The 23,861-nt window shown below is 56.4% G+C and carries 20 protein-coding genes; 11 read left to right on the top strand and 9 right to left on the bottom strand.

Going from position 1 to position 23,861, the window contains the following annotated elements; all coding sequences use genetic code 11:
* Positions 1–18 precede the first annotated feature (18 nt).
* From fhuA to hrpB, 3 genes are all read right to left on the bottom strand, one after another.
* A complete protein-coding gene (gene fhuA / locus V1587_RS06450) occupies positions 19–2,229 on the bottom strand; it encodes a ferrichrome porin FhuA (protein ID WP_371899245.1) in 2,211 nt (736 codons plus the stop codon).
* Between the two features lie 235 nt (positions 2,230–2,464).
* Positions 2,465–4,990: a bifunctional glycosyl transferase/transpeptidase gene (mrcB, locus tag V1587_RS06445; RefSeq protein WP_371899246.1), complete on the bottom strand. Its 2,526-nt coding sequence runs from the start codon at positions 4,988–4,990 to the stop codon at positions 2,465–2,467.
* Positions 4,991–5,182: 192 nt separating this feature from the next.
* Positions 5,183–7,612 (bottom strand): ATP-dependent helicase HrpB, encoded by a 2,430-nt coding sequence (hrpB, locus tag V1587_RS06440; protein WP_395314537.1) that lies wholly within the window; start codon positions 7,610–7,612, stop codon positions 5,183–5,185.
* 73 nt (positions 7,613–7,685) lie between these two features.
* On the opposite strand from hrpB, the gene thpR reads away from it, so the two are divergent.
* The 9 genes from thpR (at position 7,686) to panD (ending at position 14,624) form a co-directional block, all read left to right on the top strand.
* Positions 7,686–8,240: an RNA 2',3'-cyclic phosphodiesterase gene (gene thpR / locus V1587_RS06435; protein ID WP_371899248.1), complete on the top strand. Its 555-nt coding sequence runs from the start codon at positions 7,686–7,688 to the stop codon at positions 8,238–8,240.
* The gene (gene sfsA, locus V1587_RS06430) at positions 8,230–8,934 is read left to right on the top strand and encodes a DNA/RNA nuclease SfsA (RefSeq protein WP_371899249.1); all 705 of its coding nucleotides are present in this window, start codon (positions 8,230–8,232) and stop codon (positions 8,932–8,934) included. The genes thpR and sfsA overlap by 11 nt, the downstream gene beginning before the upstream one ends.
* 176 nt (positions 8,935–9,110) lie before the next feature.
* A complete protein-coding gene (dksA, locus tag V1587_RS06425) occupies positions 9,111–9,566 on the top strand; it encodes an RNA polymerase-binding protein DksA (protein WP_001155232.1) in 456 nt (151 codons plus the stop codon).
* Positions 9,567–9,625: 59 nt separating this feature from the next.
* Positions 9,626–10,516 (top strand): tRNA glutamyl-Q(34) synthetase GluQRS, encoded by an 891-nt coding sequence (gene gluQRS, locus V1587_RS06420; protein ID WP_371899250.1) that lies wholly within the window; start codon positions 9,626–9,628, stop codon positions 10,514–10,516.
* 42 nt (positions 10,517–10,558) lie between these two features.
* Complete coding sequence (gene pcnB / locus V1587_RS06415) at positions 10,559–11,956, top strand: polynucleotide adenylyltransferase PcnB (RefSeq protein ID WP_072162357.1); 1,398 nt, start codon at positions 10,559–10,561, stop codon at positions 11,954–11,956.
* Positions 11,953–12,432 (top strand): 2-amino-4-hydroxy-6-hydroxymethyldihydropteridine diphosphokinase, encoded by a 480-nt coding sequence (gene folK / locus V1587_RS06410; protein ID WP_371899251.1) that lies wholly within the window; start codon positions 11,953–11,955, stop codon positions 12,430–12,432. The genes pcnB and folK overlap by 4 nt, the downstream gene beginning before the upstream one ends.
* A 123-nt stretch (positions 12,433–12,555) precedes the next feature.
* Entirely contained in the window at positions 12,556–13,347 is a 792-nt protein-coding gene (panB, locus tag V1587_RS06405) for a 3-methyl-2-oxobutanoate hydroxymethyltransferase (RefSeq protein ID WP_371899252.1), read from the top strand.
* Positions 13,348–13,358: 11 nt separating this feature from the next.
* Positions 13,359–14,210 carry a pantoate--beta-alanine ligase gene (gene panC / locus V1587_RS06400; RefSeq protein WP_371899253.1) on the top strand — a complete coding sequence of 284 codons (852 nt, stop codon included), beginning with the start codon at positions 13,359–13,361 and terminating at the stop codon, positions 14,208–14,210.
* A gap of 33 nt (positions 14,211–14,243) precedes the next feature.
* On the top strand, positions 14,244–14,624 hold the full coding sequence (panD, locus tag V1587_RS06395; RefSeq protein WP_006810068.1) for an aspartate 1-decarboxylase: 381 nt from the start codon (positions 14,244–14,246) through the stop codon (positions 14,622–14,624).
* Positions 14,625–14,627: 3 nt separating this feature from the next.
* Here panD and V1587_RS06390 read toward each other — a convergent pair whose 3' ends face one another.
* The 4 genes from V1587_RS06390 to V1587_RS06375 all read right to left on the bottom strand — a co-directional run bounded on the left by V1587_RS06390 (position 14,628) and on the right by V1587_RS06375 (position 18,176).
* Positions 14,628–15,875 (bottom strand): polysaccharide deacetylase family protein, encoded by a 1,248-nt coding sequence (locus V1587_RS06390; RefSeq protein WP_371899254.1) that lies wholly within the window; start codon positions 15,873–15,875, stop codon positions 14,628–14,630.
* Between the two features lie 62 nt (positions 15,876–15,937).
* The gene (locus V1587_RS06385; RefSeq protein WP_371899255.1) at positions 15,938–16,378 is read right to left on the bottom strand and encodes a PTS sugar transporter subunit IIA; all 441 of its coding nucleotides are present in this window, start codon (positions 16,376–16,378) and stop codon (positions 15,938–15,940) included.
* Positions 16,379–16,482: 104 nt separating this feature from the next.
* Positions 16,483–17,253 (bottom strand): ABC transporter permease, encoded by a 771-nt coding sequence (locus V1587_RS06380; protein ID WP_023310428.1) that lies wholly within the window; start codon positions 17,251–17,253, stop codon positions 16,483–16,485.
* 11 nt (positions 17,254–17,264) lie between these two features.
* The gene (locus V1587_RS06375) at positions 17,265–18,176 is read right to left on the bottom strand and encodes an ABC transporter ATP-binding protein (protein WP_371899256.1); all 912 of its coding nucleotides are present in this window, start codon (positions 18,174–18,176) and stop codon (positions 17,265–17,267) included.
* A 107-nt stretch (positions 18,177–18,283) separates the two neighbouring features.
* Here V1587_RS06375 and can point away from each other — a divergent pair, with 107 nt between their 5' ends.
* Complete coding sequence (gene can / locus V1587_RS06370) at positions 18,284–18,946, top strand: carbonate dehydratase (RefSeq protein ID WP_008501947.1); 663 nt, start codon at positions 18,284–18,286, stop codon at positions 18,944–18,946.
* Positions 18,947–19,007: 61 nt separating this feature from the next.
* On the opposite strand, the gene hpt is transcribed toward can, so the two are convergent.
* Complete coding sequence (gene hpt, locus V1587_RS06365; protein WP_395314536.1) at positions 19,008–19,544, bottom strand: hypoxanthine phosphoribosyltransferase; 537 nt, start codon at positions 19,542–19,544, stop codon at positions 19,008–19,010.
* Between the two features lie 208 nt (positions 19,545–19,752).
* On the opposite strand from hpt, the gene V1587_RS06360 reads away from it, so the two are divergent.
* The gene (locus V1587_RS06360) at positions 19,753–22,143 is read left to right on the top strand and encodes a glucose/quinate/shikimate family membrane-bound PQQ-dependent dehydrogenase (protein WP_371899258.1); all 2,391 of its coding nucleotides are present in this window, start codon (positions 19,753–19,755) and stop codon (positions 22,141–22,143) included.
* Between the two features lie 132 nt (positions 22,144–22,275).
* Here V1587_RS06360 and cueO read toward each other — a convergent pair whose 3' ends face one another.
* Positions 22,276–23,844 (bottom strand): multicopper oxidase CueO, encoded by a 1,569-nt coding sequence (cueO, locus tag V1587_RS06355; protein ID WP_395314535.1) that lies wholly within the window; start codon positions 23,842–23,844, stop codon positions 22,276–22,278.
* Between the last annotated feature and the right edge of the window lie 17 nt (positions 23,845–23,861).

The following is a 23,861-nucleotide window of genomic DNA, read 5'->3' as shown; positions in this document are numbered from 1 at the left end:
ACCGTGCCCGGACAGAGATTAGAAGCGGAAGGTCGCGGTAGCAACAACCTGACGTCCTGCGCCCCAGTAGCATGCATATTCGCTGTAGCAGCTGGAGACGTATTCACGATCGAAGATGTTGTTCACGTTGACGCCGACAGACGAGCCCGGCAGCCCAAAGCGTGCCAGGTCGTATTTCACGGTCGCGTCAGCCAGTGCGTAGCCCGCAACGTTGAACGACTGGTAGGCTTTTGGCGACGAGGCAGAGTAGTAGGACACGGTGTTACCGATGTAACGGGTGCCTGCCCCTACCGTCAGACCGCTCAACGCCGTCTCGTGGAAGGTGTAATCTGCCCACAGAGACGCCATGTTACGCGGCACTTCCGCCGGACGACGGCCTTCATACCAGGTATCGTGCGTGTATTCCGCATCAGTAAAGCTATAGGATGCCGTCACGTTCACGTTGGCAGACACTGCCGCTTTCGCTTCAAGTTCGAAACCGCGAGAGCGAATTTCACCGCCCTGTACGCTAAAGCCGCTTGTCGGATTCGCCGGATCGGCCGTCAGGTTGTTATTTTTGGTCAGCTGATACACCGCTGCAGTCACAACCACAGGCAGATCTTTCGGTACATACTTCACGCCCGCTTCATACTGCTTGCCGCGAGCCGGATCGAACGGTTTGCCGCCCTGGGTTGCGCCTGAAATAGGCTCGAAGGATTCGCTATAGCTGAAGTACGGCGTAATACCGTTATCAAACAGGTAGTTGATCCCGCCGCGCCAGGTGAATGCCCGATCGTTGATTTCAGCCGTCGTGTCGGAGGAACGCGTCAGCGTGGACGTTTTAGCGAAATCATAGCGTCCGCCAAGGGTCAGTACCCACTTATCCCACTCAGCCTGATCCTGCGCGTACAGGCCCGTTTGCTCCTGACGATTGAGAACGGCATACGGGAAGTTCACGTTGATATTGGCATTGTTGTGCTGCGGATTCGTCATGCTGATAGGGTCAGCGCTGCCGTAATCAGCATCAATATCGTTACGCATGCGCAGGTAATCGACGCCCGTTAACAGGGTATGATCCACTGCACCGGTGGCAAATTTAGACTGCAGCTGGGTATCGACCGTGAACGAGTTGAGGTCCTCATCAGAGCGCACGTACGCGCGGCTGATCTGAGCCGGTGCAATATAGCCGTTACCGTAAACGGAACGGTAAAGCGTATTGATTTTGGTGTAGCGCAGGTTTTGACGCACGGTAAAGGTGTCATCAAACTGATGCGAGAAGCTGTAGCCCACCATTTTCTGGCGGCGGGAGATCTTGTTGTCTTCGTCACCTTCGTTGAAATCGGTCGGCAGCTTATGCGCGTTGCCGTTGGCGTCGTAGTAAGGCACAACGGTACCTTCCCGCGGCAGCCAGCCGTAATAGCCTGCATCCGGATCGCTCTGGAAGTTGCTCAGGAAAGTAAAATCGGTTTTATCGTCAGGACGCCAGCTGAAAGCAGGTGCAATAGCGTAGCGCGAAGATTTCACCATCTCCTGCTGCGCATTTTCGCTGCGCCCCAGACCGGTCAGACGGTATGACCACACGCCGTCATCATCAATCGCATCGCTGAAATCAAACCCGGTCTGCCACAGGTTATCGGTACCCATTTTGAACTGAATTTCTTTCAGTGGCTCTGTGGTTGGACGCTTGCTGACCATGCTGACCACGCCGCCCGGGTGACTTTTACCGTACAGAACGGACGTAGGGCCGCGCAGCAGCTCGACGCGCTCAAGGAAATACGGATCCATGGACGCTTCAGAATAGTTATCACCCTGCAGCTTCATCCCGTCCAGATACTGGTTGGTATTCACGGTACTGGAGGTGGTGAAACCACGGATAGAAACAACATCATACGTTGTTGACGCGCCGCGCGTTGCGAACACGCTCGGCGTATAGGCCAGCGCCTGTTTAACCGTACCCGGCTGCTTCATGTCCATCTCTTCACGGGTGACGACAGAAATAGACTGCGGGGTTTTCTCAATCGGGGTATCGGTCTTGGTCGCCGTGGCGGTGCGTTTGGCCGCAATCGTGGGTGCCGGTCCCCAGGCACTTTCCTGTGCCGCAGGTGCTGCGGTTACCGTAATGGTTTCTTCTTTTTTCGGGGTTTCGGCCGCGTGAGTATAAGCAGACATGCCGGCAACCGCTGTGGCGACGACGACCGCGAGTTTACGCAGCGACGTGTTCATTGGCTGAGCAGTATTGGAAAGCGCCATGTTGAATCTCTGATGTGAAAGTGAATGATAACGTAAACGAGAATTATTATTATGAGCGCCAGAATAATATGCGAAACGCTGGTTGCATAGCAAGCAGTAAGCGCCCCTATGAGAATTAAGGGTTTAAGAAATCATCAAGAGAAAACGAAGGGTTAATCAGAGTTAAAGCGAAGGTTAACGAAATAAAGTTTACGGGTAAAAAAAGCCCCCTTCCGGAGAAGAGGGCTTTAAAAGGTTAGTTACCGCCGAACATGTCTTTAATCCAGCCTGCGACACCGTCGCTGTCTTTCTTCTCATTCTGCTGCTGCGGCTGTTGCTGCTGCGGCTGCTGTGGCTGAGAGGACTGGTCGAACGGGTTACCCGTTGGCTGTTCTGGCTGGCTTTGCTGGCACAGCGAGTCCGGGTTTGCGGTCCAGACAGGAAGCGTACGCATCCCGCCGCCGCAGACGAAGTTTCCGGCACTGTCCACGCCCATATCGACGATATCTTCCGGCGCAACCAGATTCAGCGGAACCGGAGACTGATTTGCCAGATAGCGCTGGTAAATCGACATCGCTCCGCTCGCACCATACAGCTTGGTCGGCTGGTTGTTATCGCGGCCTACCCAGGTGATCACCACTTCACGGCCATCGATACCGGCAAACCAGGTATCGACGTTGTTGTTGGTGGTCCCGGTTTTACCAGCCAGATGCAGACCCGGATACTTCGCACCCAGCTGACGCCCGGTACCACGCTGCACAACCTGCTGCATTGTCCACAGCGTCATGTAGGCGGCCTGAGCAGGAACGGCACGCTCCGCCTGCGGGAAGCTCTGATACAGCACGGAGCCATCTTCGGCAATCACCGAACGCAGGGCTGACAGCGGTGCACGGTTACCGCCGCTGGCAATGGTCTGGAACGCCTGGGCGACTTCGATCGGCGTCAGGTTAAGCGCCCCGAGGATCATCGCCGGCACCGGGTGCAGCTGATCTTTCGCCACGCCCAGTTTTTGCCAGGTATCGACAATCGCTGGCAGTCCCAGCGACATGCCCAGGTTCACCGTCGGCACGTTCATGGAGCGAGTTAACGCATCCACCAGCATCACCTGACCGCTGAACTGCTTGTCGTCGTTCTGCGGTGACCAGACCTGGCCGTTAGGCTGGCGCAGGGAGATCGGCGCATCGGCAATCCATGTGTTCAGGCGGTACTGGTTTGGCTGGCTCAGGGCAGTGAGATAGGTCGCCGGTTTTGCCAGAGAACCGATCGAACGACGCGCCTGCATGGCACGGTTGTAGCCTGCAAACTGCGGCTCGGCGCCGCCCACCATGGCGCGAACTTCGCCGGTGTTGCGATCAACCACCACCATCGCGGTTTCAAGATCGGAGAGCTTGCGCTGCTTCTTCAGCGCCGGAATGCCTTCCACCGCCGCTTTTTCTGCCGCGTCCTGGGCCACCGAGTCAAAGGTCGTAAAGATCTTCACGCCGGAGAGATCTTTCACCTTATCGCCAAGCTTACTTTGCAGCTCCTGACGCACCATCTGCATAAAAGCAGGCTGAGGTGAGATCACCCCACCGCGCGGCTGAACGCCAAGCGGACGTGCGCTCAGCATGTCGTACAGCTCCTGGTCAATCACCTGCTGCTGTTGCAGCAGACGCAGCACCAGGTTACGACGCTCAAGCGCCAGTTTCGGGTTACGCCACGGGTTATAAATGGACGCCCCTTTCACCATGCCCACCAGCAGCGCCTGCTGATCGAGGCTCAGCTCTTCCACCGGGCGACCAAAGTAGTACAGGCTCGCCAGCGGGAAGCCGCGGATTTCGTTATCGCCGCTCTGACCGAGATAGACCTCGTTCATATACAGCTCAAGGATACGATCCTTGCTGTAGCGCGCATCCATCAGCACGGCCATGTAGGCTTCGTTCGCTTTGCGCCAGTAAGAACGCTCGCTGGAGAGGAACAGGTTCTTCACCAGCTGCTGGGTCAGCGTACTCGCCCCCTGCACGGTACGACCGGCAGTCAGGTTAGCCAGCACCGCACGACCAATCGAGTAGAGGCTAATGCCGTCGTGCTCGTAGAAGTGGCGGTCTTCGGTCGCCAATAGAGTATCAACCAGCAGATCCGGGAAGCCGTTACGCGCCACGAACAGGCGCTGCTCGCCGTTTGCTGACGAAAGCATGGTGATCAGACGCGGATCGAGACGGAAGAAACCGAACTGGCGGTCGTTATCCATGTTCTCAATGGTTTCCAGGCGATCGCCGTCAAAGGTCAGACGCGCGCGCACCTGCCCCTCTTTGCTGTCCGGGAAGTCGAACGGACGACGGATCATCTCAATGCTTTTCGCCTGGACGGTAAATTCGCCCGGACGGGTCATTTTTGTGACCTGACGATACTGCGTGGCTTGCAGCAGCTTCACCATCTCGTTCTTGCTGATGGACATGTCCGGCTCAAGGTTCACCATGCGGCCATACACTGCCGCAGGCAATTGCCAAACTTTCCCGTCGATACGGCTGCGGATCTTCTGATCCAGATACACGCCGTAAATCGCGATCAGGACAACAAAAACAATAAACAGCTTCAGCAGCAGCCAGAACCAGCCGCGCTTGCCCCGAGGCTTACGCCCTTTGCCTTTTCCATTACGCGGCATCGGTTCTTCATCCTCATAATCGTCTTCATAGTCATCGTCATAATCCTCATCTCTGAGGCGACGACGGCTTACCTTTTCTTTCGCCGGACGCGTTGGTTTTCCCTTACGTCCTATTGGCTCGCGGTCATTCCCCGCCATGCTTTTTCTCCGCAACTTTCAGGCGCAAAGGCCAGATTTTCTTTTCTTTCACAGGCCTGTGAAAGAAGAAATCTCTCAAAATAAACAGCAAGACTTTCCTGTCAGGAAAGTCTTTAGTGTTTTCTCCCTCTCCCCGTGGGAGAGGGCTGGGGTGAGGGCATCAGGCCGCACTCTCCAGGCCGCACTCCCCTTTCAGGAATATTTCTTCGTTCGCCGCGTCGGCGCCGTATTCGCCGGATCGTCCGGCCAGACATGTTTGGGGTATCGTCCCTTCATCTCTTTCTGCACGTCACGGTAGCTTCCCGCCCAGAACGCCCCCAAATCTCGGGTGATTTGTAATGGACGATGCGCAGGCGACAGCAGCTCAAGCACGAGCGGCACGCGCCCTTCAGCAATGGACGGCGTGGTTGCTTCACCAAACATCTCCTGCATCCGAACCGCCAGCGCCGGCGGATTATCCTCATGATAACGGATGGCAATCCGGCTTCCGGTCGGCACAGTGTAATGCCCAGGCAGTTCACTATCCAGACGTTGACGTAATGACCAGTCCAGTAAATTCTGTAACGCAGTCTTAACATCAAGCGCCTTAAGGGCGCGCAGAGAGTGCGCGCCGCTCATTTGCGGCAGTAGCCAGCGCTCAAGCGTAGCCAGCAGCGTCTCGTCATCCACCGCTGGCCAGCCATGTTCCGGTAGCCACTTCGCGGCGCAGTGCAGGCGAATGCGGTACTGTTCGGCTTCCGGCGTCCAGTTCAGCACGCTCAGCCCTTTTTCCCGAATGCCGTTCAGCATAGCCTGATGAAGCTCTTCTTCCGACGGCTTCGCCAGCGGCTTCGTCCCGAGCGTCAGTTTTCCAATCTGGCTGCGACGAAACGCCTTCAGCGTGCCTTGTGCGTCATCCCACTCGACGATGTCCGATTGCTTAAGCAGCTGCGGACAGGTGCGGGTCAGGGCATCAATATCGACGGCAATCGCCTGCAGGATACGCGCATCCGGGGAGTGGCTCCCCTGCAGCAGGAGCGGCGCAATCAGCCACTCATGACGCGTCAGAGCGTCATCGCTGTCCAGCATCGCCCCCATGCCGTTTGCCAGCTGATAGCGCCCGTCCAGCCCGCGCCGACGCGCAATTCGATCCGCAAACGCCTGCGCTAACAGCCGGGAAATACTTTCGCTGTCCGGCACGCCTCCGCGGCTGTTAAGCCGTTTGCACAGCTGCTGCGCCCGCTGCTGCCAGTTCCCCTGATTGCGCGAAAACGCCTGCCCCAGATCGCTGGAACCTCCGCGCGGCGGCTCCTCAAGGATAGCCGCCAGTTTGGCCGCCGTGGCAATCTCATCTTCCCCCTGCGCGGCCACCAGCATCGCGGCCAGACGCGGATCGTTGCCCAGCGCCGCCATTTTCTGGCCGCGTACCGTCAGACGTTCCCCTTCCAGCGCGCCAAGCTCAGTCAACAGATTGCGCGCAGCGGCGAGGTTAACGACAGGGGGAGAATCAAGCCAGGTAAGCTGTCCAGGATCCGGACAGCCCCACTGCAGCAGATCCATCACCAGGCCCGACAAATCACTTTGTAAAATTTCCGGCGTGCTTTGCTGCGCAGCGCGTTCCGCCTGCTCCGCGCTGGTCAAATGCAGGCAAATACCCGGCTCGAGACGCCCGGCGCGACCCGCGCGCTGCACCATTGATGCCTGGCTGATGCGCTGCGTCAGGAGTTTAGTCAACCCGGTGCGCGGATCAAAGCTTGCCACTCTCTCCTGCGCGCTATCCACCACCAGGCGAATCCCTTCGATGGTTAAACTGGTTTCAGCGATGTTGGTTGCCAGCACCACCTTGCGCTGCCCTGCTGGTGCAGGAAGAATCGCTTTACGCTGATCCTGTAGCGACAACGCGCCGTAGAGCGGGCAAAGCAGCACATCGCCGCCTACGCGGGTAGAAAGCTGCTCCTGCACGCGCTGAATTTCGCCCACGCCGGGCAAAAACAGCAGCAAGGAACCGGGTTCCTGGCGCAGCAACTCAGCGGTGGCAATGGCGACCGCCTCGTCAAAACGCTGGTGGGAAGGAAGCGGTTGATAGCGGCGTTCAACAGGAAACGCCCGCCCTTCAGAGCTGATGACCGGCGCATCGGGTAGCGCCTGCCGTAGCCGCACATTGTCCAGCGTGGCCGACATAATCAGCAGCCGGAGATCGTCGCGCAGCCCCTGCTGCACGTCCAGCAACAGCGCGAGGGCCAGATCCGCCTGCAGGCTGCGCTCGTGGAATTCATCCAGGATCACCAGCCCAACGCCGGTCAGCTCCGGATCGTTTTGCAGCATGCGGGTGAGAATACCCTCGGTGACCACTTCAAGACGCGTGTTCGGGCCAACGCAGGTCTCGGCACGCATCCTGTAACCTACCGTTTCGCCCGGTTTTTCATTCAACAATTCCGCCAGACGCTGCGCCACGTTGCGCGCGGCCAGCCTGCGCGGCTCCAGCAGGATAATCTTCCCGCTGATGTTTCCGTCTTTCAGAATCTGCAGCGGCAGCCAGGTGGACTTGCCCGCGCCCGTAGGGGCATTCAGCAAAACCTGCGGGGCATGGCGTAAGGCAGCGAGAAGCTCAGGAAGAACGACGGCGACCGGCAATGAGGACACTAACAGCTCCAGAGGGTTAACATTAGTCGGCGTACATTGTAGCATCGGCGCATATCATTACCGAGTCCTCCGTATGCCTGAGTCGAAACGGCTGTTTTTTGCCATTGAATTGCCCACCGCGATACAGCGTCAAATTGTTCGCTGGCGTGCTGACAACTTCCCGCCGGAAGCAGGCCGCTCTGTTGCGGCGGCCAACCTGCACCTGACGCTGGCCTTTTTGGGCGACGTCAGCGCCGAAAAACAGCGGGCATTGGCCGCAATGGCCGGGCGTATTGCCCAGCCGGAATTTACGCTACACCTCGACGACGCGGGCCAGTGGCTGCGTTCGCGCGTGGTCTGGCTGGGTACGCGTCAGCCGCCGCGCGGATTATTGCAGCTGGCGAACATGCTGCGCGCCCAGGCGGCGCGCAGCGGCTGTTATCAGAGCCCACAGCCGTTTCATCCACATATCACGCTGCTGCGCGATGCCGGTCAGGCCGTTGCCATCCCGCCGCCGGGTTTTCACTGGGCCTTTCCGGTCAACGCATTCGCGCTTTACGAATCCGTCTTTGCACAGGGACGCACCCGCTATACGCCGCTACAGCGCTGGACGCTGGGCAACACCGAAAGGAATTCTGATGAAGTTTAGTCCTCCCCTGCAGCACGCCACGCTTATCCAACGCTACAAACGCTTCCTCGCCGACGTGATCACCCCCGAAGGGATTCAGCTCACCCTGCACTGCCCCAATACCGGCGCCATGACGGGATGTGCGACGCCAGGTGACAGGGTCTGGTTTTCCACATCAGAAAATATTAAACGCAAATATGCCCATACCTGGGAAATGACCGAAACCCAAAATGGGGCATTTATTTGCGTTAACACCCTGCGCGCCAATCAGCTGGTTAAGGAAGCGCTGACCCTTGGCACAATTCCTGAACTGGTAGGATACGGCACGCATAAAAGTGAAGTGAAATATGGCGATGAAGGCAGCAGAATTGACTTCATGTTACAGGCGGAAGACAGGCCTGAGTGCTATATTGAAGTAAAATCAGTGACGTTAGCGGAACAGGAAAATGGCTACTTCCCGGATGCGGTAACGCTACGTGGCCAGAAGCATCTGCGAGAGCTAATGAGTGTTGCGGCGGCGGGCAAACGCGCCGTATTGCTGTTTGCGGTGTTGCATTCAGCCATTGAACGTTTCTCCCCTGCCCGCCATATTGATCCTAAATACGCGCAATTGTTGAATGAGGCACAAAAGCAGGGGGTAGAGGTTTTCGCTTATAAAGCGGAACTTTCTGCCGATAATATGACTCTGAGATCCTCTCTTCCCATTGTCTTATAAGGGATTAGACGATTGTCGAATAAGTGTTCTGGCCGCGTGCGCAAATACGCTTTTCCTCACAGGCTTGTCAAGTGTTACGTTTAGATAATTGCCTTACGGAAAAGCATCTGCTATTTATAGCGACCTGATTTTTCCCCCAACACGGGGATCGATAGTGCGTGTTAAGGAGAAGCAACATGCAAGAAGGGCAAAACCGTAAAACATCGTCCCTGAGTATTCTCGCCATCGCTGGGGTGGAGCCGTATCAAGAGAAGCCGGGCGAAGAGTATATGAACGAAGCCCAGCTGTCGCACTTCAAGCGTATTCTTGAAGCATGGCGTAATCAACTCAGGGATGAAGTCGATCGCACCGTTACTCATATGCAGGATGAAGCTGCTAACTTCCCGGACCCGGTAGACCGTGCCGCTCAGGAAGAAGAGTTCAGCCTCGAACTGCGTAACCGTGACCGCGAACGCAAACTGATCAAAAAGATCGAGAAAACGCTGAAAAAAGTCGAAGACGAAGATTTTGGCTACTGCGAATCCTGCGGTGTTGAAATCGGTATTCGTCGCCTGGAAGCGCGTCCAACCGCCGATCTGTGCATCGACTGTAAAACGCTGGCCGAAATCCGCGAAAAACAGATGGCCGGTTAACACCAGCGCTGTTTACACACTCCAAAGGCGGGAGTCTCTCCCGCCTTGTTACTGTTGATATGTCTGAATCACACTATATTGGGCGCTTCGCGCCATCTCCTTCCGGTGAATTACACTTCGGCTCATTAATTGCCGCGCTCGGCAGTTACCTGCAGGCTCGCGCCCGCCGGGGAAAATGGCTCGTCCGCATTGAAGATATTGACCCTCCGCGTGAAGTTCCCGGTGCAGCAGAGACGATTCTGCGTCAGCTGGAACATTACGGTCTTCACTGGGATGACGAGGTTCTGTGGCAGTCAAAACGTCACGAGGCCTATCGGGAACGTCTGGCCTGGCTTCGCGCTCAGGGACTTTCCTATAACTGCACCTGCACCCGCGCGCGTATCCAGAGCGTGGGTGGCGTCTATGACGGCCACTGCCGCACGCTCAACCATCCCCCGGAAAATGCCGCCGTGCGCATCAAGCAGCGCTCCCCGGTGACGCGCTTTAACGATCTCCTCTCCGGTGAGATTCATGCCGATGAACGTCTGGCGCGTGAGGATTTTATTATTCACCGTCGCGATGGCCTTTTCGCCTATAACCTGGCCGTGGTGGTGGACGATCATTTTCAGGGCGTGACGGAAATTGTGCGCGGAGCGGATCTGGTCGAGCCGACCGTGCGACAAATCTCGCTGTATCACCAGTTTGGCTGGACGGCTCCGGACTACATTCATCTGCCGCTGGCGGTCAATGCGCAGGGCTTTAAATTGTCAAAGCAGAACCACGCCCCGGCCCTGCCAGACGGCGATCCGCGTCCTGTTTTGATCGACGCGCTGCGATTTCTCAACCAGAATGTAACCAACGAATGGCAGGATCTGCGTATTGACGAACTGCTGAAAATGGCCGTTGCCACCTGGACGCTCGCGGCAGTGCCAAAAATCCAGCATTCTCAAATGCGTTGCGCTGAGCTATGATTAGCCGCTTTTTTCATAACAAAACACACTACGAGGTGTACCATTTTTACCCGAGTCGCTAATTTTTGCCGTAAAGTGCTAAGCCGCGAAGAGAGCATGGCGAACGATGCTATTGCACAGCCACACATGTCGGTTATTCCGCGTGAGCAGCACACTATTTCCCGCAAAGATATCAGTGAAAATGCCCTCAAGGTGCTCTATCGTCTGAACAAAGCGGGCTACGAGGCTTATCTCGTGGGCGGTGGGGTGCGTGATTTACTTCTGGGCAAAAAACCAAAAGATTTCGACGTGACGACCAGCGCCACGCCTGAGCAGGTGCGCAAATTATTCCGTAACTGCCGTCTCGTTGGCCGCCGTTTCCGTCTGGCTCACGTGATGTTTGGGCCGGAAATTATCGAAGTGGCGACCTTCCGCGGCCACCACGAAGCGGGCGCATCCGATCGCACTACGTCACAGCGCGGCCAGAACGGTATGCTGCTGCGTGACAATATCTTCGGCTCTATCGAAGAAGATGCTCAGCGTCGCGACTTCACCATCAACAGCCTTTATTACAGCGTGGCGGATTTCACCGTGCGCGATTACGTCGGCGGCATGCAGGACCTTAAAGAAGGTCTGATTCGCCTGATTGGCACGCCGGAAACGCGCTATCGTGAAGATCCCGTGCGAATGCTGCGCGCCGTGCGTTTCGCCGCCAAGCTCAATATGCGCATCAGCCCGGAAACGGCAGAGCCAATCCCGCGTCTGGCGACGCTGATTAACGACGTGCCGCCGGCACGCCTGTTCGAAGAGGCGCTGAAGCTGCTGCAGGCTGGCCACGGCTTTGAAACCTACAATCTGCTGCGCGAATATAACCTGTTCCAGCCGCTGTTCCCGACCATTACCCGCTACTTCACCGAAAGCGGTGACAGCCCAATGGAGCGGATGATTGCGCAGGTGCTGAAAAATACCGATACCCGAATTCGCAACGACATGCGCGTGAACCCGGCGTTCCTCTTTGCCGCGATGTTCTGGTATCCGCTGCTGGAAACGGCCCAGCGTATTACCCAGGAGAGCGGGCTTGCCTATTATGATGCCTTCGCGCTGGCCGCCAACGACGTGCTGGACGAAGGGTGCCGTACGCTCGCTATTCCGAAACGTATTACCACTCTGGTGCGCGATATCTGGCAGCTTCAGCTGCGCATGTCTCGTCGTCAGGGCAAACGCGCCTGGAAGCTGATGGAGCATCCTAAATTCCGCGCCGCTTTCGATCTGCTGTCGCTGCGTGCTGAAATTGAACGTAATCAGGAGCTGCAGCGCCTGGCGCAGTGGTGGGCCGAATTCCAGGTTTCCGCCCCGCCGGAGCAAAAAGATATGCTCACCGGGCTGGATGAAGAGCCGGAACCGCGTCGCCGCCATCGTCGTCCGCGCAAACGCGCGCCGCGTCGTGAAGGGACAGCATGACCCTCGCGTATATCGCCATCGGCAGTAATTTAGCCTCTCCGCTGGAGCAGGTGAACGCTGCCGTACAGGCGCTGGGGGAGATCCCGCAAAGCAGGATCGTGGCGGTCTCCGCTTTCTACCGCACTCCGCCGCTGGGCCCACAGGATCAGCCTGATTATCTGAACGCCGCCGTGGTGCTTGAAACTGCCCTTGATGCTGAAACGCTGCTGGACAATACCCAGCGCATCGAACTGCAGCAGGGCCGCGTACGTAAAGCCGAGCGCTGGGGACCGCGCACGCTGGATCTCGACATTATGCTGTTTGGTCACGAGACCATTAACACTGAACGTCTCACCGTTCCGCATTACGATATGAAAAATCGCGGGTTTATGCTCTGGCCGCTCTATGAAGTCGCCCCCGATCTCATCTTCCCGGATGGCGCCCCACTTAAGTCCATTCTGGACAACCTCAACGCGGAAAGACCCGCTCGCTGGTGATCTGATTCCCCTGCCGATTAGCCTCAAAATAATTGTGGCTAATCGGTTACCTAAAATCATTGTTCCCTCGAATGTTACTGTTAGAATGCGCAAAGATTCGCTTTTGGGCTATCAGGAAACAGTATGAAACCAACCACCATCTCCTTACTGCAGAAATGCAAAAAGGAAAAAAAACGCTTCGCCACCATCACCGCGTATGACTACAGCTTCGCCAAACTCTTTGCCGAAGAGGGTATCAACGTCATGCTGGTCGGAGATTCGTTAGGGATGACGGTACAAGGACATGATTCCACCCTGCCGGTCACGGTTGAGGATATCGCTTACCACACGCGTGCGGTACGCCGCGGCGCTCCAGCCTGTCTGCTGCTTTCCGATCTGCCGTTTATGGCCTACGCCACGCCGGAGCAGGCATTCGAAAATGCGGCAGCCGTCATGCGCGCCGGAGCCAATATGGTCAAAATTGAAGGCGGCGCCTGGCTGGTGGATACGGTGAAAATGCTGACCGAGCGCGCCGTGCCGGTCTGTGGCCATTTGGGTTTGACGCCGCAGTCCGTCAACATCTTTGGTGGATATAAAGTGCAGGGCCGCGGTGACGCCGCCCAGACGCTGGTTGATGATGCCCTGGCGCTGGAAGCCGCAGGCGCGCAGCTGCTGGTGCTGGAGTGCGTGCCGGTTGAGCTGGCAAAGCGTATTACTGAGGCACTGTCGATTCCGGTGATTGGTATTGGCGCAGGCAACGTGACCGACGGTCAGATTCTGGTGATGCACGACGCCTTTGGCATCACCGGCGGACATATCCCGAAGTTTGCCAAAAATTTCCTCACCGAAGCGGGCGACATGCGCGCTGCGGTCAGGCAGTATATTGCCGACGTTGAATCCGGTGTTTACCCGGGTGAAGAACACAGTTTCCATTAAGGAGTCTCGTTGTGCTAATCATTGAAACCCTGCCGCTGCTGCGCCAGCACATCCGTCGTGCGCGTCAGGAAGGTAAACGTATCGCACTGGTCCCGACCATGGGCAACCTGCATGACGGTCATATGAAGCTGGTTGACGAAGCAAGAGCCCGTGCAGATATCGTGGTGGTCAGTATCTTCGTTAACCCCATGCAGTTTGACCGCGCCGACGATCTGGCACGCTACCCGCGTACCCTGCAGGAAGATTGCGAGAAGCTCAAAAAACGCCATGCGGATATCGTCTTCTCTCCGGCACCTGCGGATGTCTATCCTCAGGGTACCGATGAGGCCACTTACGTTGACGTACCGGGCATTTCCACCATGCTGGAAGGCGCAAGCCGCCCGGGTCATTTCCGCGGCGTATCGACCATCGTCAGCAAGCTGTTCAACCTCGTGCAGCCGGACGTTGCGTGCTTCGGTGAGAAAGATTTCCAGCAACTGGCGCTGATCCGCAAGATGGTTGCGGATATGGGTTACGATATCGAGATTGTCGGCGTACCGATCGTACGCGCTAAAGACGGTCTGGCGCTCAGCTCGCGCAATGGCTACCTGACCGCCGACCAGCGTAAAATCGCGCCGGGCTTAAGCAAGGTCATGAACGCCATGGCAGAACAGCTGCTGGCGAAAGAGTTAACTGCCGAAGAGATTATTGCTCTGGCTGAGCAGGCGCTGAATGATAAAGGCTTCCGCGCTGATGATATTCAAATTCGCGATGCCGACACGCTTCTGGAGCTTACACAGACCAGCAAACGTGCGGTCATTCTGGTGGCGGCATGGCTTGGTCAAGCCCGCCTAATCGACAACAAAGTGGTTGAACTGGCGTAGATTTTTCTACCCGGAAGATGAAAGGTAAACGTAATGATTCGCAAAATGCTGCAAGGCAAGCTTCACCGTGTGAAAGTCACCCAGGCCGACCTGCACTATGAAGGTTCCTGCGCCATCGACCAGGATTTCCTTGATGCTGCGGGCATCCTTGAAAACGAAGCGATTGATATCTGGAACGTTAACAACGGCAAACGTTTCTCAACCTACGCCATCGCCGCCGAACGTGGGTCTAAAATCATCTCCGTTAACGGCGCGGCAGCGCACTGCGCGGACGTGGGCGATATTGTGATTATCGCAAGCTTCGTGATGATGTCTGATGAAGAAGCACGCCGCTGGCAGCCGAAAGTCGCCTACTTTGAAGGCGACAACGACATGAAACGTACCGCGAAGGCGATTCCGGTTCAGGTTGCATAAGCACTATCCCTGCGGCTGATTGCTGATCAGCCGCGACATTGTCTCCAGAGAATCCGTTCTTAAGATGTACAGGCGTTTCAGCAAGAACGGATTATCCCCCGGCTTCACCTTCCCTTTCACCGTCGTCACCGCCAGATGGAAACCGGCATCATTCGCCGCCTTTATCGCTTTATTGTCGTAGCCGCCAAACGGATAGGAAAGATAGAGCACGCGTGGATTAAACTGCGCCAGCGCGCGACGCGAGCGTTCAAAATCAAACAAAATCACGTGATAGGTGCGGCTCAGTAAAATCGGATGCTTATTACCATCCACGCGGTGCAGGAAGTGGGTATGAGACTGAATATCAAACACATCCTGGATCCCCTTAATCTCCTGCACGCTCATAAACTGCAGCGATTTTGGATCCCACTTCTGCGGATGGCCTTTTATGCGGGAAGAGATAATAAACGCGGTAGCCTTGAAGCCGTACTCTTTCAGCACAGGATAGGCATAGCGGCTGACCGATTTCAGGCCATCGTCAAAGGTAATCACCACCGATTTTGCAGGCAGGTTCATTTTGTTACGCACGTACCCTTCCAGCTGGTACATCGTCAGGGTGGTATAGCCTTGATCGCGTAACCAGGCCATCTGGTTGTTAAACGCACGTACGCTGGTCGTTGTGGACGTATGTCGAAAGCGCGTATTTTCTTCATCACGCAAAATATGATGGTAGGTCAGAACCGGAAGTCCGTTATCTTCCTGCGCATCCAGGCTGCTGATCCACGCCAGACGATTGCCGATGCGGATCTGGAACCAGGTCTGATTCAGACGGTCTTTCAGTTTGTTTAGTATCGGATAGCGCAGATTGGCGCTTAAGGTGCCGAACGGCGCGCTGCCGCTCGACGGCGCGTTATACACCGGCGTGTCTTTCCAGGTAATGAGGTTCTGATTGCTCAGGGGCTTATTGAGATCCCCGAGGCTGTCCTCGACGCGCTGTTTCCCCTGAACCGGCTCCAGGTGCCCTTTATCGATAAAACCCGTGCCAAAACCGAAGCGAAATTCATAGTAGTCCGCCGCCGCAGGCACAACGGCCAGGATCTGCCCGGCGCGCACGTTACCGACGTTGATCACGCTGTTCCCCACCTGCGCCCAGATCGCCGCATCTTCGGTGGTTTGCATGTACTGGGCAGGCAGCGTTTGCTGGCTGAGTAAACTGGCCGAGCTGACGCCGGAAATGAGCATCAACAGCAAGAAAAGAATGCGCGGTAGCATGGTGTCTTATTCAGTGCGGAAAACTGCCGCTATTGTAACAAATGAGACATCAATACCAACGTTTAATTCTTATACAAATCGTGGAGCAGGACGAAAGGAGGATTTTTTTGCTGCTGATGCCACAAGCTGCTGACGCCCGGAACGCCCTGCGCCACGATGGCCTGGCGAAACTCAGCGCTGCTTAAGGATCCACGCTGCGGATACATTAACGTCAGCAGGGAGAGGTTAATACCCGAGATCACTTCACAGCACGCGTGCTTATGGCTCAGCAAAGCGGCTGCGCGGTAAGGCGCCGCGCCCGATTTATCGGTAAGGAAAATGACGCCATCACCGGTGTCCGTTTCATGCAGGGCATCGCACATCATGCGGCTCAGCATGTTGGTGCTCAACCCGCGCCAGTAGTTTACCGCCCGGCATTGCACCAGCGTGCCAAACCTGGCTTCAAGCTTATCCAGCATTTCCTGCGCCTGTTCATCGTGGCAGGTGATAACCCATCCCAGCATAACTCTCTCCTTAGCAGGCAAGTAGTTTAGCGGAGTGAAGGTTAGCTTTCGGTGATAACTGTCAAAGAAAATGCCCGGCAAACAGAACGTCGCCGGGCAAAAGATTAGCTGCGCAGACCGCGTCCGCGCTGGATCAGCGACCAGCACAGCAGGTAGAAGGCGATGATAAACACCACCAGCACCGCCACCGTGGTAAACAGCGGCACATCGGTGATACCGAGGAAGCCAAAGCGGAAGCCGCTGATCATGTAGACAATCGGGTTCAGGTGCGAGAGTGCCTGCCAGAACGGTGGCAGCAGCGTCAGGGAGTAGAACACCCCGCCGAGATAGGTCAGCGGCGTCAGCACGAAGGTCGGGATCAGGCTGATGTCGTCAAACGTTTTGGCGAACACGGCGTTCAGCAGACCGGCCAGCGAGAACAGGATCGCCGTCAGGAGCAGCGTCAGCGCGACGAACAGCCACGAGTGTACCTGGAACGGGACAAAGAACAGAGAAATCGCCGTGACCAGGATCCCCACGCACAGCCCGCGCGCTACGCCGCCGCCAACATAGCCCGCGATAATGACGTGCGTCGGCACAGGCGCAACCAGCAGCTCTTCAATATTGCGCTGGAACTTGGCGCTGAAGAATGACGACGCTACGTTGGCATAGGCGTTAGTGATCACCGCCATCATAATCAGGCCCGGCACGATAAACTGCATATAGGTAAAGCCGTGCATCTCACCAATCCGGGAACCAATCAGGTTACCGAAGATGATGAAATAGAGCGTCATCGTGATGACCGGCGGCACCAGGGTTTGCACCCAAATGCGCATAAAGCGGTTAATCTCTTTCGCCCAGATGCTTTTCAGCGCGACCCAGTAAAGATGCGTCATGCCTTGTCTCCTTATTTCTCATGAACCAGAGAGACAAACAGCTCTTCCAGTCGGTTCGCTTTGTTACGCATACTTAAGACCTGAATCCCCTGCGCGCTCAGCTGCGAGAACACGCTGTTAATCCCCTGCTCGCGCAGCACTTCCACTTCCAGCGTCGAGGTATCCACCAGACGATAGTTGTAACCTTCAAGTTTTGGCAGCGCGCTTTTCGCCGCCAGATCGAGAATGAAGGTTTCTGATTTCAGCTTGGAGAGCAGATTCTTCATCGAGGTGTTTTCCACCAGCTCGCCGTGCTGAATAATGCCGATGTTGCGGCACAGCATTTCAGCCTCTTCCAGGTAGTGGGTGGTCAGAATAATGGTGGTGCCTTTGTCGTTGAGGTCTTTCAGAAAGCCCCACATGGAACGACGAAGTTCGATATCGACACCCGCAGTCGGCTCATCGAGGATCAGCAGCTTTGGCTCGTGCATCAGCGCGCGGGCAATCATCAGACGGCGCTTCATCCCGCCGGACAACATGCGCGCACGTTCGTTACGCTTTTCCCACAGATCGAGCTGCTTGAGGTATTTTTCGCTCCGCTCCAGGGCCTCTTTACGCTCAACGCCGTAATAACCCGCCTGGTTAACGACGATCTGCTGCACCGTCTCGAACGGGTTGAAGTTGAATTCCTGCGGCACCAGTCCCAGCTGACGCTTGGCGTTCACCACATCTTTTTGCAGGTCGTAACCAAAGACGCTCACCCGGCCGGACGTTTTATTGACCAGCGAACTGATAATCCCAATGGTGGTCGATTTCCCCGCGCCGTTCGGCCCCAGAAGCGCGTAAAAATCACCGGCCTCTACTTTTAGATCTATTCCGCGCAGCGCCTGAACGCCGCCCGGATAGGTTTTTTTAAGCTGCTCAAGCTCCAGTGCAATTGCCATGAAATTAACTTACCTTCAGTTCTGACACACGTTGTGTGGTTTCATTAAAAGTCGGGTTACCCTATAGTAGCGCAACGCAATTACTCGGTTACAGGTCGCTAACCTCCATGAACAACATAGATACACTCATCAGCAACAATGCACTATGGTCAAAAATGCTGGTGGAGGAAGACCCCGGATTTTTTGGAAAACTCGCGCAGGCGCAAAACCCACGCTTTCTCTGGATTGGATGCTCCGACAGCCGCGTACCGGCGGAGCGTCTGACCGGCCTTGAGCCCGGCGAACTGTTTGTTCACCGCAACGTTGCCAACCTGGTGATTCACACCGATCTCAACTGTCTTTCTGTTGTTCAGTATGCCGTTGACGTTCTGCAAGTCGAGCACATCATCATTTGCGGCCACTACGGCTGCGGCGGCGTGCAGGCGGCGGTTGAAAATACGGAGCTGGGGCTCATTGATAACTGGCTGCTGCACATCCGCGATATCTGGTTCAAACATAGCTCACTGCTGGGCGAAATGCCGCAGGAGCGTCGCATGGATACCCTGTGTGAACTCAACGTGATGGAGCAGGTATATAACCTGGGCCACTCAACGATCATGCAATCGGCGTGGAAACGCGGGCAGAAGGTCTCTATCCACGGCTGGGCCTACGGTATTCACGATGGCCTGCTGCGCAATCTGGAAGTGACCGCCACCAACCGCGAAACGCTGGAGCAGCGTTACCGTTCGGGAATTGCCAACCTTCAGCTTAAGCACGTAAACCATAAATAAAGCCGGGGATGTTCTCCCTCTCCCTGTGGGAGAGGGCCGGGGTGAGGGCATCAGGCCGCAATTACTCGTCCAGCAATACCACTTTCCCAACATACGGCAGATGACGATAGCGCTGTGCGTAGTCAATGCCGTAACCAACGACGAACTCGTCCGAGATAGAGAAACCGACAAACTCTACCGGCACATGCACTTCACGGCGGTCAGGCTTATCCAGCAGGGTGCAAATTGCCAGCGATTTTGGCTCACGCAGGCTCAGGATCTCGCGCACTTTCGACAGCGTGTTGCCGGAGTCAATAATGTCCTCAACGATCAACACATCTTTACCACGAATATCTTCATCCAGATCTTTCAGGATTTTCACATCACGGGTGGTGGACATGCCGCTGCCGTAGCTGGAAGCGGTCATAAAATCGACCTCATGGGGCACATGCACTTCACGGCACAGGTCTGCCATGAACATGAAAGAGCCGCGCAACAGACCGACCAGCACCATTTCGCTGCCGCTGTCCTTGTAATGTTCGGTGATTTGACGACCCAGTTCGGCGATACGCGCTTTGATCTCGGCTTCCGGGATCATCACTTCAACAGTATGTTTCATATTACTAACCAAATGATTTTAATGAAAATCTCTCAATACGGATGAGTTAATATCCAGCACTGATACGCAAGCCAGCCATTATATCAGCAAATGGATAACCCTGGCGTATGAGTTATAAAAAGCAAATATTGTGATTCCGATCACACTTGTTAATACCTATAATTAGTTGCTAGCAAATTATTAACAAAAACTGACGAGTACACTTTCTATGGCTGAAACAAACTCTAAACAGCCGCGTCTACTGGTGACATTAACAGCAGCGTTCGCAGCCTTCTGCGCGCTGTATCTGTTAATCGGTGGCGTCTGGCTGGTCGCTTTAGGCGGCTCCTGGTACTACCCGATTGCGGGTCTGGTTATGGTTGCCGTAACCGTCCTGCTGTTGCGTAGAAAACAATCTGCACTGTGGCTGTATGCCGCACTCCTTCTTGCCACCATGATCTGGGGCGTCTGGGAAGTCGGCTTTGACTTCTGGGCACTGACCCCGCGCAGCGACATCCTGGTCTTCTTTGGCATCTGGCTGATCCTGCCGTTCGTGTGGCGTCGCCTGATTGTGCCTTCCAGCGGTGCGGTGGCGGGCCTGGTTGTTGCCCTGCTGATTACCGGCGGTATTCTGACCTGGGCCGGCTTTAACGACCCACAGGAGATCAACGGTACGCTGAACGCGGAATCCACGCCTACTGCGGCTATCTCGCAGGTGGCGGACGGTGACTGGCCTGCATATGGTCGTAACCAGGAAGGTCAACGCTACTCACCGCTGAAGCAGATTAACTCGGATAACGTTAAGAACCTGAAAGAAGCCTGGGTATTCCGTACCGGCGACCTGAAGATGCCGAACGATCCGGGTGAACTGACCAACGAAGTCACGCCGATTAAAGTCGGCAATATGCTCTATCTGTGTACGGCGCACCAGCGTCTGTTCGCGCTCGACGCGGCCACCGGTAAAGAGAAATGGCACTTCGATCCGCAGCTGAATTCCAACCCGTCCTTCCAGCACGTGACCTGCCGTGGCGTCTCTTACCACGAAGCGCGCGCCGATAATGCGAGCCCGGAAGTGGTTGCCGACTGCCCTCGCCGCATCATGCTGCCGGTCAACGATGGCCGTCTGTTCGCCATCAATGCCGAAACGGGTAAGCTGTGCGAAACCTTTGCCAACAAAGGTATCCTGAACCTGCAGACCAACATGCCGGACACCACGCCGGGTCTGTATGAGCCAACCTCGCCGCCAATCATCACCGATAAAACGATCGTGATTGCCGGTTCGGTAACGGATAACTTCTCCACGCGTGAAACCTCCGGCGTTATCCGCGGTTTCGACGTGAATACCGGTAAGCTGCTGTGGGCCTTCGACCCGGGCGCGAAAGATCCAAACGCGATCCCGTCGGATGAACACACCTTTACCTTTAACTCGCCAAACTCCTGGGCACCAGCCGCGTATGACGCGAAGCTGGACCTGGTCTACCTGCCAATGGGCGTAACCACGCCAGATATCTGGGGCGGTAACCGCACGCCGGAGCAGGAGCGTTACGCGAGCGCTATCGTGGCGCTGAACGCGACCACCGGCAAGCTGGCATGGAGCTACCAGACCGTTCACCACGATCTGTGGGATATGGATATGCCTTCCCAGCCGACGCTGGCGGACATTACCGTTGATGGCAAAACCGTACCGGTGATTTACGCTCCGGCGAAAACCGGCAACATCTTCGTTCTGGATCGCAGCAACGGCAAGCTGGTTGTGCCGGCACCGGAAAAACCGGTTCCGCAGGGCGCGGCGAAAGGCGATTACGTCAGCAAAACCCAGCCGTTCTCCGAGCTGAGCTTCCGTCCGAAGAAAGACCTCAGCGGGGCAGACATGTGGGGCGCCACGATGTTTGACCAGCTGGTGTGCCGCGTGATGTTCCATCAGCTGCGCTATGAAGGCATCTTCACGCCGCCTTCGGAGCAGGGCACGCTGGTCTTCCCGGGTAACCTGGGGATGTTCGAGTGGGGCGGTATTTCCGTCGACCCGAACCGTCAGGTGGCGATCGCCAACCCAATGGCGCTGCCGTTCGTTTCCCGTCTGATCCCACGCGGTCCGGGCAATCCAATGGAGCAGCCGAAAGACGCGAAAGGCAGCGGTACCGAAGCCGGCATTCAGCCGCAGTACGGCGTACCGTTCGGCGTAACGCTGAACCCGTTCCTGTCACCGTTTGGTCTGCCGTGTAAACAGCCTGCCTGGGGTTATATCTCCGGTCTGGACCTGAAAACTAACCAGATTGTGTGGAAAAAACGTATTGGTACGCCACAGGACAGCATGCCGTTCCCGATGCCGGTTCCGGTGCCGTTCAATATGGGTATGCCAATGCTTGGTGGCCCAATCTCCACCGCCGGTAACGTGCTGTTCATCGCGGCAACCGCAGATAACTACCTGCGCGCGTACAACATGACCAACGGTGAGAAACTGTGGCAAGGCCGTCTGCCGGCAGGTGGACAAGCCACGCCGATGACCTATGAAGTGAATGGCAAGCAGTACGTTGTCATCTCAGCGGGCGGTCACGGTTCGTTTGGCACGAAGATGGGCGACTATATTGTCGCGTATGCACTGCCTGACGACGCAAAATAAATGCAAAACGGCAACTTCGGTTGCCGTTTTTGTGTTTGTTCCCTCTCCCTGTGGGAGAGGGTCAGGGTGAGGGCATCAGGCCGCACCCGCGAAATGTAGGCCGGGTAAGGCGAAGCCGCCACCCGGCTTTTTTTATACGGTAAAGCCCAGCATCATCCCCGTATCTTCATGCTCCAGCAGGTGGCAGTGCGCCATATAGGCAAACTCCTTCGGCGCGTCGTGGTCAAACTTCACCACCACCTCGCTGACGCCGCCTTCCACTCTCACCGTATCTTTCCAGCCCGCGCGATGCGCATCCGGCGATTTGCCGTTCTCAGAAAGAATGCGGAACTGGGTACCGTGGATATGGAACGGATGCAGCATCATGTCCCCTTCACCCGAAATCACCCAGCGCTCAAGCTGCCCTTTTGTCGCAGCAAACATCGGCGTGTTCATGTCGAACGCTTTACCGTTGATCATATTGGCGTTGTGGAAATCAAAGCCATGGTCGCCATGATTCATGTTCCCCATTCCGCCCATTTTGCCGTGGTCCATATTCATATGGCCCATCATCTGCCCGTGATGCATCCCCGCCATCGCCTTATCGCCATATTTCGCCATCAGCGCCTGCATCCCCATCATATCGAGCATCGGGTTCATGGAGAGCTGCAGCCTGCGCTGCGTAAGCCCCTCCAGCGACGGGAGGGCTGGCAGCGTGGTTAACGTATCAGGCAGAGTGCCGGAAGCGGTCACCAGCAACGGCTGGATACGTAGCACCGGATGCGGCTTGTCAAACGGTGCGACCGCCATCCCCATCTGGCTCACCGGCAGGGTCACGAGATCAAACGGCTTGCCGTCGCTGATATCCACCAGCACCTCAAAGCGTTCGCCCATGAGCATCGGCAGCTCGCTCACCTTCACCGGCTCCGGCAGCAGGCCGCCGTCGCTGGCGACCACGTACAGCGGACGCTTATCGCTGGTGGCGAAATTGAGCGAGCGCGCGTTACAGCCGTTGAGCAGGCGCAGGCGCAGCCAGCCCTTCGGCGCGGCATGCTGAGGGTAAATAGCGCCGTTGGTCAGCAGCGTGTCGCCAAACCAGCCTACCGCCGCGCTCATCACGTCCAGCTGGTAGTCAATTTGCCCGTCAGCGGTAAATTTTTTGTCCTGCACAATCACCGGCACATCGTCTATGCCCCACTGTTTCGGCAGGCGCAGCAGGCGGCTTTCGTCGTCTTCAATCAGCACCAGTCCCGCCAGCCCCATCGCCACCTGATGGCCCGTTTTGCCATGCTGATGCGGATGGAACCAGCAGGTTGCCGCGCGCTGGTCGGGCGTAAAGGTGACGCTGCGCGAGCCGCCAGCTTTGATGATGCCCTGCGGCCCGCCGTCTACCTCGCCCGGCACTTCCAGTCCGTGCCAGTGCACCGTCGTCTCTTCAGCAAGCGTATTGTGGATATCCACCGTCACCGCCTTCCCTTTGCGCAGCTGCAGCGCCGGGCCGAGCAGATTGCCGTTATAGCCCCAGGTTGTCGCGTTGTGCGCACCGAAAAGCGTGCTGCCGGACTGAACAACAAGCTTGATACGGCTACGGGCATCCGCGGTCAGCAAGTCAGGGATGGGTAAGGCAGGCCTGTCAGCCGCAAAAACCGCGCGGCTCCAGAGGGGCAATGCGCTGGCAGCACCCAGCGCCACGGAATATTTTAAAAAATCACGACGTTGCATGTTCATTTCCTTATTTC

The organism is Enterobacter sp. ECC-249 (assembly GCF_043965265.1).
Classification (GTDB): domain Bacteria; phylum Pseudomonadota; class Gammaproteobacteria; order Enterobacterales; family Enterobacteriaceae; genus Enterobacter; species Enterobacter quasiroggenkampii.
Note: the sequence above shows the minus strand (reverse complement) of the source record. Positions and strands in the feature narration are given on the sequence as shown.

Excerpts from the sequence above, each read along its gene's own strand:
- V1587_RS06375 (WP_371899256.1), bottom strand. The coding sequence starts at position 18,176 with ATGGCAATTGCACTGGAGCTTGAGCAGCTTAAAAAAACCTATCCGGGC.
- sfsA (WP_371899249.1), top strand. The coding sequence starts at position 8,230 with ATGAAGTTTAGTCCTCCCCTGCAGCACGCCACGCTTATCCAACGCTAC.
- V1587_RS06360 (WP_371899258.1), top strand. The coding sequence starts at position 19,753 with ATGGCTGAAACAAACTCTAAACAGCCGCGTCTACTGGTGACATTAACA.
- V1587_RS06380 (WP_023310428.1), bottom strand. The coding sequence starts at position 17,253 with ATGACGCATCTTTACTGGGTCGCGCTGAAAAGCATCTGGGCGAAAGAG.
- fhuA (WP_371899245.1), bottom strand. The coding sequence starts at position 2,229 with ATGGCGCTTTCCAATACTGCTCAGCCAATGAACACGTCGCTGCGTAAA.
- V1587_RS06390 (WP_371899254.1), bottom strand. The coding sequence starts at position 15,875 with ATGCTACCGCGCATTCTTTTCTTGCTGTTGATGCTCATTTCCGGCGTC.
- can (WP_008501947.1), top strand. The coding sequence starts at position 18,284 with ATGAACAACATAGATACACTCATCAGCAACAATGCACTATGGTCAAAA.
- panB (WP_371899252.1), top strand. The coding sequence starts at position 12,556 with ATGAAACCAACCACCATCTCCTTACTGCAGAAATGCAAAAAGGAAAAA.
- panD (WP_006810068.1), top strand. The coding sequence starts at position 14,244 with ATGATTCGCAAAATGCTGCAAGGCAAGCTTCACCGTGTGAAAGTCACC.
- hpt (WP_395314536.1), bottom strand. The coding sequence starts at position 19,544 with ATGAAACATACTGTTGAAGTGATGATCCCGGAAGCCGAGATCAAAGCG.
- V1587_RS06385 (WP_371899255.1), bottom strand. The coding sequence starts at position 16,378 with ATGCTGGGATGGGTTATCACCTGCCACGATGAACAGGCGCAGGAAATG.
- gluQRS (WP_371899250.1), top strand. The coding sequence starts at position 9,626 with ATGTCTGAATCACACTATATTGGGCGCTTCGCGCCATCTCCTTCCGGT.
- thpR (WP_371899248.1), top strand. The coding sequence starts at position 7,686 with ATGCCTGAGTCGAAACGGCTGTTTTTTGCCATTGAATTGCCCACCGCG.
- dksA (WP_001155232.1), top strand. The coding sequence starts at position 9,111 with ATGCAAGAAGGGCAAAACCGTAAAACATCGTCCCTGAGTATTCTCGCC.
- folK (WP_371899251.1), top strand. The coding sequence starts at position 11,953 with ATGACCCTCGCGTATATCGCCATCGGCAGTAATTTAGCCTCTCCGCTG.
- mrcB (WP_371899246.1), bottom strand. The coding sequence starts at position 4,990 with ATGGCGGGGAATGACCGCGAGCCAATAGGACGTAAGGGAAAACCAACG.
- cueO (WP_395314535.1), bottom strand. The coding sequence starts at position 23,844 with ATGCAACGTCGTGATTTTTTAAAATATTCCGTGGCGCTGGGTGCTGCC.